The following is a 12,387-nucleotide window of genomic DNA, read 5'->3' as shown; positions in this document are numbered from 1 at the left end:
TCCCGCTTGCGGCCTCGTGCCGGCCGTGCCGCGAGCGTCGCTCCCGCGCCGGCATCGGAGCGCAAGATGGCCAACGCCTGTACGCATCTCGACGAAGCACGCGTGTTCGACACCGACAAGGACTACTGCGAGGAATGCATCCGATCGGGCAGCGGCTGGGTGCATTTGCGGATGTGCCTGATCTGCGGGCACGTCGGTTGCTGCGACTCGTCGCCGAATCGCCACGCGAGCCGGCATTTCCGTGACACCGGCCATCGGCTCGTCCGCTCGATCGAGCGCGGCGAGCGCTGGATCTGGTGCTACGCGGACGAAGTCGTCGCCGGCGAGATCCCGTCTTGACGCGACGCGCGGGGCCGCCGTGACACGGCGCGCCCGTCATCGGCCCCGCGCGCCGCACCCCGGTCTATCCGGGGCCGGACACCGTTCAGAACGTTTCAGCGCCGCTTCAGGCCATGATCGCGGCCTCTGCGTAGACTGCCGTTCATGAGCTGCCGCGCAGGACGACGCTTGCGCTCTTTATCGACTGCTGGAGTGACAACTTGATCCCCGTCGCCAATCATCGCCGCGCCGCAAGACGGTCGCGGCCGCACCGCACGGCCACGCACGGCCGATACGCATCGTCCGGTGTTGCCGCGTATCGCATCACGTGCGCCGCACCGCTTCGCCTGGAGCGCGCATGAAGCACAAACGACTCTGGTTCGGCGCGGCCGGCATCGCGATCGCGGCCTGCGCCGTCGCGATCGGCATCATGGTGCGGCCGTCGATCGCGCCGATCGATCCGCCCGCCCCCGCTTCGTTCGATCCGCAACTGGTGCGCGCCGGCGCGCGCGTCGTCGCGCTGGGCGACTGCGTCGTGTGCCATACCGCGAAGGACGGCAGGCCGTTCGCCGGCGGCCTGCCGCTCGCGACGCCGTTCGGCACGATCTATGCGACCAACATCACGCCGGATCCGGAGACCGGCATCGGCCGCTGGTCGCGCGACGCATTCGCCCGTGCGCTGCGCACCGGCATCGGGCGCAACGGCCAGCCGCTGTATCCGGCGTTTCCGTACATTCATTTCACGAAGATGTCGGACGACGACATCGCCGCCGCGTATGCGTATCTGATGACACGCACGCCGGTTCGCGCGACGACACCGGCCAACGACCTGGTGTTTCCGCTGAACTTCCGGCCGCTGGTCGCGTTCTGGAACGTGCTGTTCCTGCGCGAAGGCGCGTATCGACCCGACCCCGCGCAGTCCGCGCAATGGAACCGCGGCAGGATGCTCGTCGACGGGCTCGGTCATTGCGCATCGTGTCATTCGCCGCTGAACGCGATCGGCGGCGAGCAGCGCGGCCGTGCGTTCGACGGCGGCATCGTCGACGGCTGGGAGGCGCCGCCGCTCAATGCGCTCGGCCAGGCCGCACGGCCGTGGACGCAGGCGCAGCTCGTCACGTACCTGCGCACCGGCCGCGCGAGCGAGCACGGCGCGGCGGCCGGGCCGATGCTGCCGGTCACGCGCGATCTCGCGACGGTGCCGGCGGAAGACGTCGAAGCGATCGCCGCGTACATCCTGTCGATCCAGAAGCCCGCGAACGGGCATGCGGCCACGGCCGCCGCACCGGCCGAACGTGCCGCGACGACGCCCGCCGCGCAGCGCGGCGCGGTGCTGTTCCAGGCATCGTGCGCGCAGTGCCACGGGCCGGCCGCGCCGATGCAGTCGATCGGCGAGCGGCCGACGCTCGCGTTCAGCACGGCCGTGAACGCTGATACGCCGCGCAATGCGATCCAGATGATGTTCAACGGCATCGGCTGGCACGGCGAGGACACTTTGAACTACATGCCGTCGTTCATCGACCAGTACGACGACGCGCAGATCGCCGATCTTGCCGCGTACGTGCGCGCGACCTACACCGATCGCCCCGCATGGTCCGGCGTCGACGCGATGGCCGCGACGCTCAGAAAAGAGGACACCGCCCGATGATTACCCTCACCGTCAACGGCGTGCGGCACACGCTGGACATCGATCCGTCCACGCCGCTGCTGTACGCGCTGCGCAACGACCTGCACCTGCACGGCGCGAAATTCGGCTGCGGCCTCGGGCAATGCGGCGCCTGCACGGTGATCGTCGACGGCAAGCCGACGTTCTCGTGCCTGATGCCGGTGGCCGCGGTCGGCACGCGCAGCGTGCGCACCATCGAGAGCCTCGGCACCGCCGAGCATCCGGGCCCGCTGCAGCGCGCGTTCGTCGAGCATCAGGCCGCGCAGTGCGGCTACTGCATCGCGGGGATGATCATGCGCGCGCAGGCACTGCTCGAGCGCAACCCGAAGCCGACCGAACAGGAACTGCGTACGCACATGGAGCCGAACCTGTGCCGCTGCGGCACGCACATGCGGATTCTCGCGGCCGTGCGCTCGGTCGCCGGGCTGCCGCCCCCCGAACCGGCTTCCGCTCCCGTCACGATCAGCAAGGGGCTGTATTGACGTCCTCCGCTCCCTAAAGGGAGAGGATTCCCACACCTGGCGATGCACGTCCGCATCGGAGAATGTTCAACGCAGCGTTGGTATCTCGATCATGCTCGACACCACAGTCACTGCAGGCCCACTCTCTTATTCTCAGTCCCGCGATACCTTTCGGCCGCGCCGTGCTGTCTTTCGACCCGCACGCCGAACAGGACTGGGTCGAACCGCTTTCGTCGACTTCCTCGAACGTGACTCCGTGCGCGATCGCTTTGTAGCGGAGCTTGTTTCGGAAGGACGACCAGGACGCGTCATAGACGCTCTTCGCCATCCTGGTTCTGGCGAGTTTTGCGGCCGACACGTTGCCGACCGCGATGTAATCGAAACGCCGCACCAGATCGAGCGCCAGCTTGTGCTGGAAATCAGCACGCGCATTCGCGACCTTGGCGTGCAGCTTCGCGATGTGCCGCTTATGCTTTCGCGCTCGCTGTGCTTTCGCCAGCTTTTCCACCGCGCGCCGACCGAATCGGTCATTGGGCAATTTCTCCCCGGTCGAAAGTGTGGCGAAGTCTTTCAGGCCGAGATCGATGCCGACTCCGGAACGGACCGGGCGGGCCTGAGCATCGGGCATCTCGATCACGATGTTGAGAAACCAGTTGCCACGCGCATCCTGCGCGAAGTTGGTTCCGTCCTTGATCTTGCCTTCGGGAAGCGATCGGCTGTTGAATACGCGAAACGTGTTACCGGCGAAACGGAACGCGTCACCCTCGCGCTTCAGATCACGGCCCTTCAGTGGCACCCAGCCCAGCGATTTCCTGCCGCGATAGCGCAGGTAGTGCCGACGGTGCTGGCTGCGCGACTTCGCGTATTGCTCGCACGTAGCGTTGACCGTGCCGGAGTGAATGCCGAGTTGCTTGCTGCTGCCGGTCGTCAGCACGTTCAGGTCAAAACCTGTTGGCCACTTCTTGCGCCACTTGAGCGCGTGCTTCTGTGTGTCATTGCAGAAGTTCCAGACGTAGTTCACCGCACGGCTCTGCTTGTTGAGCAGTCCATTGAGCGACTTCACCCGGTAGCGGTAGACAAGGATCATGCCGGTGATCCTAACCGGTGGAAAAAGCTGCCTGTCAACAGCACGCCTTTCCTCCCCGTCTTGAAGGACGGGGTTTCTCGGAGCAACTGATGAATTCCCACGACGACATCGACGAAGGCCGCCGGCACTTCATCGTCTCCGGCGCGCTGTTCGTCGCGTTCACGCTCGCGCCGGCCGCGCGCGCGGCCGCACAGCTCGTGATCGCGGACGAAGGGGCCGCCGTGCACGTGGCAAAAACCACCCAGACGCTCGCGGGCAGCCTGAAGACCAATCCGCTGCTCGACGCGTGGATCAAGATCGCGCCGGACGGCAAGGTCACCGTATTTACCGGCAAGGTCGAGCTCGGCACCGGCGTGCGCACCGCACTGCTGCAGGTGGCCGCCGAGGAACTCGACATGAAGCCGTCGCTGATCACGTTCCTGACAGCCGACACCGGCGCATCGCCCGACGAGGGGTTGACCGCCGGCAGCCACACGATGGCCGACAGCGGCTCCGCGCTGCTGAACGCGGCCGCGCAAGTGCGTGCGCTGCTGGTGGAAGGTGCGGCAAAGCGCTTCGGCGTCGACGCGCGCACGCTGACGACCGCCGACGCAGTGATCAAGGCGCCCGACGGCCGCACGATGACCTACGGCGACGCGATCCGCACCGTCGACCTGCATCGCAACGCCGCGCCCGCGTCGCCGCTGAAGAGCCCGGCGACGTTCACGGTGATCGGCACGTCGCTGCCGCGCGTCGACATCCCGAACAAGGTAACGGGCGGCGTCAGCTACGTGCAGGACATGCAGTTGCCCGGCATGCTGCACGCACGCGTCGCGATGCCGCCGGTGTACGACGCGAAGCTGCTGTCGTTCGATGAAGCGGCGATCCTGAAGCTGCCGGGCGTCGTGCGGATCGTGCGCAACGGCAGCATGCTCGCGGTGGTCGCGCACGGCGAATGGCAGGCGGTGGTCGCCCAGCGCGCGCTGGCCGCCGCGTGCCGCTGGTCGCCCGGCCGCACGCTGCCCGATCGCGCCACCGTGCACGCCGACCTGAAGCGGATCTCGACGCAGCGCATCGAGATCGCGAACACGCACACGGCCACCGCGCCGGCCGTGAAAACGCTGAACGCGACGTTCCTGAAGAACTACCTGCTGCACGGCTCGATCGGGCCATCGTGTGCGGTCGCGCACCTCGAGAACGGGACGATGACGGTGTGGACCCATTCGCAAGGCGTCTACCCGCTTCGTGACGCGCTGGCCGAGATGCTGTCGATGCCGAAGGCGAGCGTGCGCTGCATTCACACCGAAGGGTCCGGCTGCTACGGACACAACGCGGCGGACGACGCCGCCGCGCACGCGGCGCTGATCGCCGCCGCGATGCCCGGCAAGCCGATTCGCGTGCAGTGGATGCGCGAGCAGGAACATACGTGGGACCACTTCACGCCGGCGATGGTGACCGAGGTCAGCGCTTCGCTCGACGCGAGCGGCCGCATCGTCGACTGGAACTACGCGCTGTGGAGCAGTTCGCACAACGAGCGGATCGTCAACGCCGGCCGGCTGCTGCCGGCGCGGATGCTGGAGCCGCCGTTCGTGCCCGCGCCGTCGACGCCGATGCTGCAACCGGAAGGCGGCGCCGATCGCAACGCGATTCCGCTGTACGCGCTGCCGAACCAGCACATCGTGAACAATTTCTCGCCGACGATGCCGCTGCAGACGTCCGCGATGCGCTCGCTCGGCGCACACACCAACGTGTGGGCGATCGAAAGCTTCATGGACGAACTCGCGCACGCGGCCGGCATCGATCCGGTCGAATTCCGGCTGCGTCACATGGAAGACCATCGCGCGCTTCAGGTGATCCAACTCGCCGCGCAGCACTTCGGCTGGCCGCGGCCGCCGCGTGCGCGCAACCGCGGCGTCGGCTTCGCGTTCGGCAAGTACAAGAACCTGATGGCGTACGTCGCGATCGCGGTCGAGGTGTCGGTCGTGCCGGAAACCGGCCAGGTGACGCTCGAGCACGCGGAAGCCGCCGTCGACGCGGGGCAGGTCGTGTCGCCGGACGGGATCCGCAACCAGATCGAGGGCGGCATCGTGCAGGCCGCGAGCTGGACGCTGTACGAGGCGCTGAAGTACGACACCGAACGGATTCGCAGCTTCGACTGGAGCAGCTACCCGATCCTGCGCTTCTCGGCCGCCCCGCGGAGCGTGAAGGTCCATTTGATCAATCGCCCGGGCGCGCCGTTCCTCGGTGCGGCCGAGGCGTCGATGGGGCCGACCGCCGGCGCGCTGGCCAACGCGATCTTCGACGCGACCGGCCAGCGCATGCGCGAAATGCCGTTCGCCGGCGACGCGCTGAGACAACGCATCGACGCATAGTCATTCGGTCGCGCCCGCTACGCGCGACCGACACACCCGACAAGACGGACGGCGCCGGCATGCACCGGCGCCGCAACCCAACAGGACCGGAGCCTTTCCGACGATGGATACCTTGCTTTCGATGCGCGTGTTCACGCGCATCGTCGAAACCGGCAGCTTCACGCGCGCATCCGACACGACCGGCCTCACGACGCCGCGCGTGTCCGCGCTGCTCAGCGCGCTCGAACAGCACCTCGGCTGCCGGCTGCTGAACCGCACGACGCGCCGCATCTCGCTGACCGAGGACGGCCAGGCTTACTACGAACGTTCCGTCGCGGTGCTGCGCGAAATCGACGACATGGAAGCGTCGGTCTCGCAGGCGCGCAACGTGCCGCGCGGCCGGTTGAAGGTGAACCTGCCGCCGGCGATGGCCAAGCAGGTCGTGGTGCCCGCGCTGCCCGCATTCCTCGACGCCCATCCCGGCATCATGATCGAGCTCGGCGTGACCGACCGGCAGATCGATCTCGTCGGCGAAGGCGTCGACTGCGTGGTGCGCATCGGCGCGCTCGACGACTCGGGGATGATCGCGCGGCGCATCGGCAGCCTGACCACCTGCACGTGCGCATCGCCCGCGTACCTGGCACGGTGCGGCGAGCCGGAGACGGTCGACGATCTCGCGCAGCACGTGGCGGTCAGCCACATCTCGGCCGATACCGGGCGCCCCCGCGTGTGGGACTACGTCGTCGACGGCGAGCCGCGCGTCGTGCAGATGTGCGGCACGGTCGCCGTCAACGATGCGGACAACTACATCGAGTGCGGCATCGCGGGCATCGGCCTGATCAAGACGTCGCTGTACCTCGTCGAGCCGTATCTGAAATCAGGCCGGCTGCGCGAGGTGCTGACGGATTTCAACGCGCCGGCCCGGCCGATCTCGGTGCTGTATCCGCCCAATCGCCACGTGCCCGTCAAGCTCAAGGTGTTCGTCGACTGGCTCGCGGGCCTGTTCGAGCAGATTCCGACGCTGCAGGGCAAGCGCGGCTGATCGGGAGCGGCGCCTTTGCGTGCCGCGCAATGCTCGATTGCGCGGCGGCCCGGTTCCGGTTTTATCGACCGGTCAATAGTATGGGCGGCAACGCGGTGCACCGTATCGCGCCCCCGGCGAACTCCATGCAGGCGCGGCGACACGGGGACCCACCTCTCTCTTCTCAAGGAGCCCACCATGTCCGCAGATTCAACGCCGCACGCGCAGCCTGCGCACGGCACCCAACTCACGCAGGGGTTGATCCTGCTGTTCGCATTCAGCTGCGGCGCGATCGTCGCGAACCTGTACTACGCGCAGCCGATCACGGAACTCATCGCGCCGGGCCTGCACATGTCCGGCGGCACGGCGAGCCTGATCGTGTCGTTGACGCAGATCGGCTATGCACTCGGCCTGTTCTTCATCGTGCCGCTCGGCGACCTGCTCGAGAACCGCAAGCTGATGATCGTGACGGCCGTCGTGTCGATTGCAAGCCTCGCCGCGGCGGCGCTCGTGCGCACCCCCGGGCTCTTTCTCGCGATTTCGCTGCTGATCGGCTTCAGCTCGGTGGCCGTGCAGCTCCTCGTGCCGCTCGCCGCGCATCTCGCGCCGGATCATGCGCGCGGCCGCGTGGTCGGCACGATCATGAGCGGGCTGCTGCTCGGCATCCTGCTGGCCCGCCCGCTGTCGAGCGTCGTGGCCGACGCGTTCGGCTGGCGTGTCGTGTTCGCGGCGGCCGCCGTGCTGATGACGCTCGTCACGGCCGTGCTCGCACTGACGATTCCGCCGCGCCAACCCGACCATCGCGCGACCTACTTCGAGCTGATCGGCTCGCTGCTGCAGTTGGTTCGCACGATGCCCGTCCTGCGTCATCGCGCGTTCTACCAGGGCCTGATGTTCGCGTCGTTCAGCCTGTTCTGGACCGCCGTACCGGTCGAGCTGACGCGTCACTACGGACTGTCGCAGTCGGCCATCGGCCTGTTCGCGCTGGTCGGGGCGATCGGCGCGACGTCGGCGCCGGTGGCCGGGCGCCTAGCGGACGCCGGCCATACGGTGCGCGCGACGCTGATCGCGCTGGTCGCCGGCACGCTGTCGTACGCGATCGGGTTCGTGCACGGCACCGGCCTGTACGGGCTCGTCGTGACCGGCATCGTGCTCGACTTCGCGGTGCAGATGAACATGGTGCTCGGCCAGCGCGAGATCTACGCGCTGCACGCGGCAAGCCGCAACCGGCTGAACGCGCTGTACATGACGAGCATCTTCGTCGGCGGCGCCGTCGGCTCGGCGCTTGCGAGCCCGCTGTACGAGCATGGCGGCTGGTCGCTCGTCGCGGCGGTGGCCGGTGCGTTCCCGATCGTCGCGCTCGCGCACTACCTGCTCGTCGGGCGGCCGCACGCGCAACGTCACGCGCTCGGCTGAACCCCGCCGCCGCCCCCTTCAAACTTCAAACCGATTCGTTCGCGGGGCGCGTCGCCGTCCCGCTCCACGCCGAAGAAAAGGAGTCCATCATGTCTTCCCTGCTCAGTGCCTACGATCTGCGCGGCCTCGCGCTGCCGAACCGCGTCGTGATGGGACCGATGACGCGCTGGCGCGCGCCGTCGCGCGGGCTGCCCACCGAACTGATGGCCGAGTACTACGCGCAGCGCGCGTCGGCCGGCCTGATCGTGACCGAGGCGACCAACGTCAGCCGCGCGTCCGCCGCGTTCGAGCTGACTCCGGGGCTCGTCGACGATGCACAAGCCGCCGGCTGGAAGATCGTCACCGATGCCGTGCATGCGCGCGGCGGGCGCATCTTCGCGCAACTGTGGCACGGCGGCCGGGTCAGTTCGCTGACGCTGCTCGGCGGCGCCGCGCCGCTGTCGCCGTCCGGCGTGAACGACGACCTCGAACAGCTGCAGGTATGGGCGCAGTTGCAGAACGGCTATTACACGAAGATTCACGCGACGCCGTCGCGCGCGATGACGACCGACGAAGTCGTCGCGGCCGTCGATGAATTCCGGCAAGCGGCCACGCGCGCGATGGCCGCCGGCTTCGACGGCGTCGAGATCCATGCGGCCAACGGCTACCTGCCGCACCAGTTCCTGTCGTCGACGCTGAACCGCCGCGACGATCGCTACGGCGGCTCGGTTGCGAACCGCGCACGCTTTCTCGCGGAAATCGTCGACGCGGTCGGCGGCGTGATGCCGCTCGGCCGCGTCGGCGTGCGGATCTCGCCGTACGCGAAGTACAACAACGTGCGCGATGCCGATCCGGATGCGACGCTCGCGTACGTCGGCCGGATGCTCGACGACGCGGGTGTCGCCTATCTGCACGCGGCCGACACCAACGGCTGGAGCGGCGAGCCCGACCTGCCGCGTATCGTCGAGCACGCGCGCCGGTCATTCGGCGGCACGCTGATCGTCAACGGCGGTATTACACCGGACGCGGCGAACGCGCTGATCGACGCAGGCGACGCCGATCTCGTCGCGTTCGCGCGCGCCTATATCGCGAACCCCGATCTCGTCGAGCGCCTCGCCGCACGCGCCCCGCTCGCGGAGCCGAAAAACGTCGGCTGGTACGGCGGCGACCGCGCGGGCTACGTCGACTATGCGCGGCACGACGCGGCCGAATCGCCCGCGTAACCGACGAATGCCCCGCGCACGGCACGGGTCGTCACGCACCCCCGTGCGACACCAGGCCCGCTCGGCCGATTCCCGCGCGGTGCAACGGCGCCGTCACGCGTCGTTCCAGCGCGCCCCCAGCACGCGCCCGCAAAAATTCGGCCGCTGGAAATCCGGGTCCGCGCGTTCGAGCACGTCGGCGCTCCACGTGCCGAACGTCGACTGCGGCCGATGCTCGACGCCGCGTGCGACCGCGGCAAGGAAGGTTTCGCGAAATCCGCTGCCGCGTGGGTACGCGGCGAGCAGCGCGGTGCGCTCGTCGTTGGTGTAGCTGTCGAAATCGGTTGCCATCAAATCGGTCGACACGGCGCGGGCCAGCGCGCGGGCGAGCGGCGACGCACGCGCGGCCACACCGGGCGTCGTATGCAGCGCGATCGCGTGCCATACGTCGTCGCGCATGCTGCGGGAGCGTCGATGCCGCACCAGCAGCGCGTGCGCGGCATCGGCGCCGTCGAGCTCGTAACGTTCGGGCGAGCGGCAGTATGCAGGGCTCAGCCCCATGTTCGCGTACATCGCGGCGACGTACAGCGCATCGGGATCGCACCCTTCGCCCGCGCGCCGCGCGGCGAGCGACGCGAACACGAACACGCGCGCGGCATGATCGGCGAGCGCGGCAGGCAACGATGCGCGCGCCGCGTCGGCCGCCTCGACCGCAAGCGTCGTGCGCGGAATGCTGACGCCGGCCACTTCGTCGGCGGTCGACGGTGCGCGCGTGTGCGCAACGTTCATCGTGTCTCCTTCCTGTCCCGTGCACGGGACGAAAAATCGTTCAAGGCAATGCCGCGCCGCGGTCGCGGCGGCACGCGCGCCGGTGCGTGCCGGCTAGCACACGGCGCAGCGGCGGCCGCACGCCTCGCAGCGGCCGCCGGCCGCGCTGGCCGTCGGATAGCGCGGCCGCGCGAAGCGGCGCCCGGGGCCGCGCGCCCGGCACGCATCGGTGCCGGGGTTCATGCACGCGTCGCCCGCCGCCGATGCGCGCGGGCTGCCGTGCCCGTTCGCACCGTCTGCAGGCGCGCCGTCGGCGACCGGCGACCATCCGGGGCTGACGGGCGGCGGCGGCGGCGCGAGCGACGCAAATTCCCGTTCCGCGTGCACGACCTTGCCGTCGACGACGGTCAGCACCGACGACAACTGCGGGATGCGCGCCATGTCGATCGTGAAATAGTCGTCGCTGAGCACCGCGAAGTCCGCGTAACGGCCGGGCACCAGCGCCCCCTTGCGATGCTCGTCGGCGGAAAACCATGCGCTGCCGACCGTGTAGCGGCGCAGCGCCTCCATCCGGCCGAGCCGGTTGCGCGCGGGATACAGCACGGTGCCGCCGACGCTGCGCCCCGACACCATCCAGTACAGCGCGACGAACGGGTTGTAGCTCCCCGCATCCAGCGCGCCGGAGCCTGCCCCGACCGGCAGCCCGGCCGCGAGCATCGCGCGGATCGGCGGCGCGCGCGTCGCCGCGGCTGCACCGTCGCGCGCGATGAACGCCTCGCCCTGGAACGCCATGCGCGGCTGCACGGTCACGCCGCCGCCCAGCGCCGCCACGCGCGCGATGTTCGCATCCGACATCGTCTCGCACCGGTCGAAACACCAGCGCAACCCGGCGAACGGCGTATCGCGGTTCACCGCCTCGAACACGTCGAGGAAGCGGCCGATCGACTCGTCGTAGGTCGCCTGCAGCCGGAACGGCCAGCGGTGGCGGACCAGCAGCCGGACGACGGCGGTCAGTTCCGCTTCGACCGACGCGGGCAGTTCGGTGCGCGGGTCGAGAAAATTCCCCAGGTCGACCGCCGAAAACAGCAGCCGCTCGCCCGCGCCGTTCGCGCGCAGGAACGCATCGCCGTCGCCGGGCGAGGTCAGCGCGATCCACTGCGCGAAGTCGTCGATTTCCCGGCCGGCGTGCCGTGCGCCCAGCGCGTACGCGATGCGCGTCGTCAGTTCGCCGCGGCGTGCCAGCGCGATGACCGCCGCGTAATCGTCCGGATACGCCAGGCCGTCGCCGCCGGCGTCGATCACACTCGTCACGCCGACGCGGTTCAGCGCGCGCATGAACTGCCGCGTGGAGTTGATCCGGTCGGCCGCGCCGAGCACCGGCGCGCGCGCGAGCGCCGCGGCCAGCACGGCCGGATCGGAGCGCGCGAGCAGCAGCCCGGTCGGCCGCCCATGACGGTCGCGCCGCAATTCGCCGCCCGGCGGATCGGGCGTGTCGCGCCCGTAGCCGATCGCGCGCAGCGCGGCCGCGTTCAGCCACGCGCTGTCGCCGAGATGCTGGACGAACACCGGCGTATCGAGTGCGATCGCATTGAGCTCGGCCACCGTCGGGCCGCGCTTTTCCGCGAACTGCAGCGCGGTCCAGCCGCCGCCCACGCGCACCCAGTGCGGCGCGGGCGTGCGCACGGCCTGCCGATGCAGCAGCTCGAGCGCGGCGGCGAGCGTCGGCACGCCGTCCCAGCGCAGCTCGAGGTTGAAGTGCGTGCCGCCGCGGATGGCCTGCAGGTGCGCGTCGACGAGGCCGGGGATCACCGTGCGGCCGTTCAGGTCGAGGCAGGCCGTGTCACCGTGCGCATGACGCAGCACGTCGCGATCGTCGCCGGTCGCGACGATGCGCCCGTCCTTTACCGCAAGCGCGCTGACGAACGAGCGCTGCTCGTCCTGGGTCGCAATCTTGCCGTTGAAGACGACGAGGTCCGCCGCGCGGGCGGGTTCCGTCGCTCTAAGCACCGTCGGACCTCCCGTGCGGACGCGCACGCCGTGCCGCAGCGCGCGTGCGTCGCATCGTCGAACGACGGAAACCCGCTGCATCGCCCGCATCGGCATGCATGTCGCGATCGCGCAGTCGCGCGGTTGCCTGGAACG

General features: G+C 69.2%; 10 protein-coding genes. 7 read left to right on the top strand and 3 right to left on the bottom strand.

The window, feature by feature from the left end; all coding sequences use genetic code 11:
* Positions 1-66 precede the first annotated feature (66 nt).
* From CFB47_RS34260 to CFB47_RS34250, 3 genes are all read left to right on the top strand, one after another.
* Positions 67-339: a UBP-type zinc finger domain-containing protein gene (locus CFB47_RS34260; RefSeq protein WP_089463877.1), complete on the top strand. Its 273-nt coding sequence runs from the start codon at positions 67-69 to the stop codon at positions 337-339.
* A gap of 337 nt (positions 340-676) precedes the next feature.
* A complete protein-coding gene (locus CFB47_RS34255) occupies positions 677-1,963 on the top strand; it encodes a cytochrome c (RefSeq protein ID WP_089463876.1) in 1,287 nt (428 codons plus the stop codon).
* Entirely contained in the window at positions 1,960-2,463 is a 504-nt protein-coding gene (locus tag CFB47_RS34250; RefSeq protein WP_089463875.1) for a (2Fe-2S)-binding protein, read from the top strand. The genes CFB47_RS34255 and CFB47_RS34250 overlap by 4 nt, the downstream gene beginning before the upstream one ends.
* A 13-nt stretch (positions 2,464-2,476) precedes the next feature.
* Here the strand turns inward: CFB47_RS34250 and CFB47_RS34245 are convergent, their stop codons facing one another.
* On the bottom strand, positions 2,477-3,529 hold the full coding sequence (locus CFB47_RS34245; protein WP_089463874.1) for an RNA-guided endonuclease TnpB family protein: 1,053 nt from the start codon (positions 3,527-3,529) through the stop codon (positions 2,477-2,479).
* An 89-nt stretch (positions 3,530-3,618) separates the two neighbouring features.
* Between CFB47_RS34245 and CFB47_RS34240 the strand changes: the two genes are divergently transcribed.
* From CFB47_RS34240 to CFB47_RS34225, 4 genes are all read left to right on the top strand, one after another.
* Positions 3,619-5,880: a molybdopterin cofactor-binding domain-containing protein gene (locus CFB47_RS34240; protein WP_089463873.1), complete on the top strand. Its 2,262-nt coding sequence runs from the start codon at positions 3,619-3,621 to the stop codon at positions 5,878-5,880.
* Positions 5,881-5,983: 103 nt separating this feature from the next.
* The gene (locus CFB47_RS34235; protein ID WP_089444081.1) at positions 5,984-6,901 is read left to right on the top strand and encodes a LysR family transcriptional regulator; all 918 of its coding nucleotides are present in this window, start codon (positions 5,984-5,986) and stop codon (positions 6,899-6,901) included.
* Between the two features lie 177 nt (positions 6,902-7,078).
* The gene (locus CFB47_RS34230; RefSeq protein WP_089463872.1) at positions 7,079-8,296 is read left to right on the top strand and encodes an MFS transporter; all 1,218 of its coding nucleotides are present in this window, start codon (positions 7,079-7,081) and stop codon (positions 8,294-8,296) included.
* Between the two features lie 89 nt (positions 8,297-8,385).
* Entirely contained in the window at positions 8,386-9,498 is a 1,113-nt protein-coding gene (locus CFB47_RS34225) for an alkene reductase (protein ID WP_089463871.1), read from the top strand.
* Between the two features lie 93 nt (positions 9,499-9,591).
* On the opposite strand, the gene CFB47_RS34220 is transcribed toward CFB47_RS34225, so the two are convergent.
* Together CFB47_RS34220 and CFB47_RS34215 are read right to left on the bottom strand one after the other, a co-directional pair.
* Complete coding sequence (locus CFB47_RS34220; RefSeq protein WP_089460054.1) at positions 9,592-10,266, bottom strand: HD domain-containing protein; 675 nt, start codon at positions 10,264-10,266, stop codon at positions 9,592-9,594.
* Positions 10,267-10,359: 93 nt separating this feature from the next.
* A complete protein-coding gene (locus tag CFB47_RS34215; RefSeq protein ID WP_256946824.1) occupies positions 10,360-12,252 on the bottom strand; it encodes an amidohydrolase in 1,893 nt (630 codons plus the stop codon).
* Positions 12,253-12,387 lie beyond the last annotated feature (135 nt).

Source organism: Burkholderia sp. AU27893 (assembly GCF_002223205.1).
In the GTDB taxonomy this organism is placed as follows: Bacteria; Pseudomonadota; Gammaproteobacteria; order Burkholderiales; family Burkholderiaceae; genus Burkholderia.
The sequence above is the reverse complement of the archived record's forward strand: the minus strand, read 5'-3'. Positions and strand labels throughout refer to the sequence as shown.

Coding starts and splice junctions, on each gene's coding strand:
- CFB47_RS34230 (WP_089463872.1), top strand. CDS start 7,079: ATGTCCGCAGATTCAACGCCGCACGCGCAGCCTGCGCACGGCACCCAA.
- CFB47_RS34245 (WP_089463874.1), bottom strand. CDS start 3,529: ATGATCCTTGTCTACCGCTACCGGGTGAAGTCGCTCAATGGACTGCTC.
- CFB47_RS34255 (WP_089463876.1), top strand. CDS start 677: ATGAAGCACAAACGACTCTGGTTCGGCGCGGCCGGCATCGCGATCGCG.
- CFB47_RS34235 (WP_089444081.1), top strand. CDS start 5,984: ATGGATACCTTGCTTTCGATGCGCGTGTTCACGCGCATCGTCGAAACC.
- CFB47_RS34250 (WP_089463875.1), top strand. CDS start 1,960: ATGATTACCCTCACCGTCAACGGCGTGCGGCACACGCTGGACATCGAT.
- CFB47_RS34220 (WP_089460054.1), bottom strand. CDS start 10,266: ATGAACGTTGCGCACACGCGCGCACCGTCGACCGCCGACGAAGTGGCC.
- CFB47_RS34260 (WP_089463877.1), top strand. CDS start 67: ATGGCCAACGCCTGTACGCATCTCGACGAAGCACGCGTGTTCGACACC.
- CFB47_RS34240 (WP_089463873.1), top strand. CDS start 3,619: ATGAATTCCCACGACGACATCGACGAAGGCCGCCGGCACTTCATCGTC.
- CFB47_RS34225 (WP_089463871.1), top strand. CDS start 8,386: ATGTCTTCCCTGCTCAGTGCCTACGATCTGCGCGGCCTCGCGCTGCCG.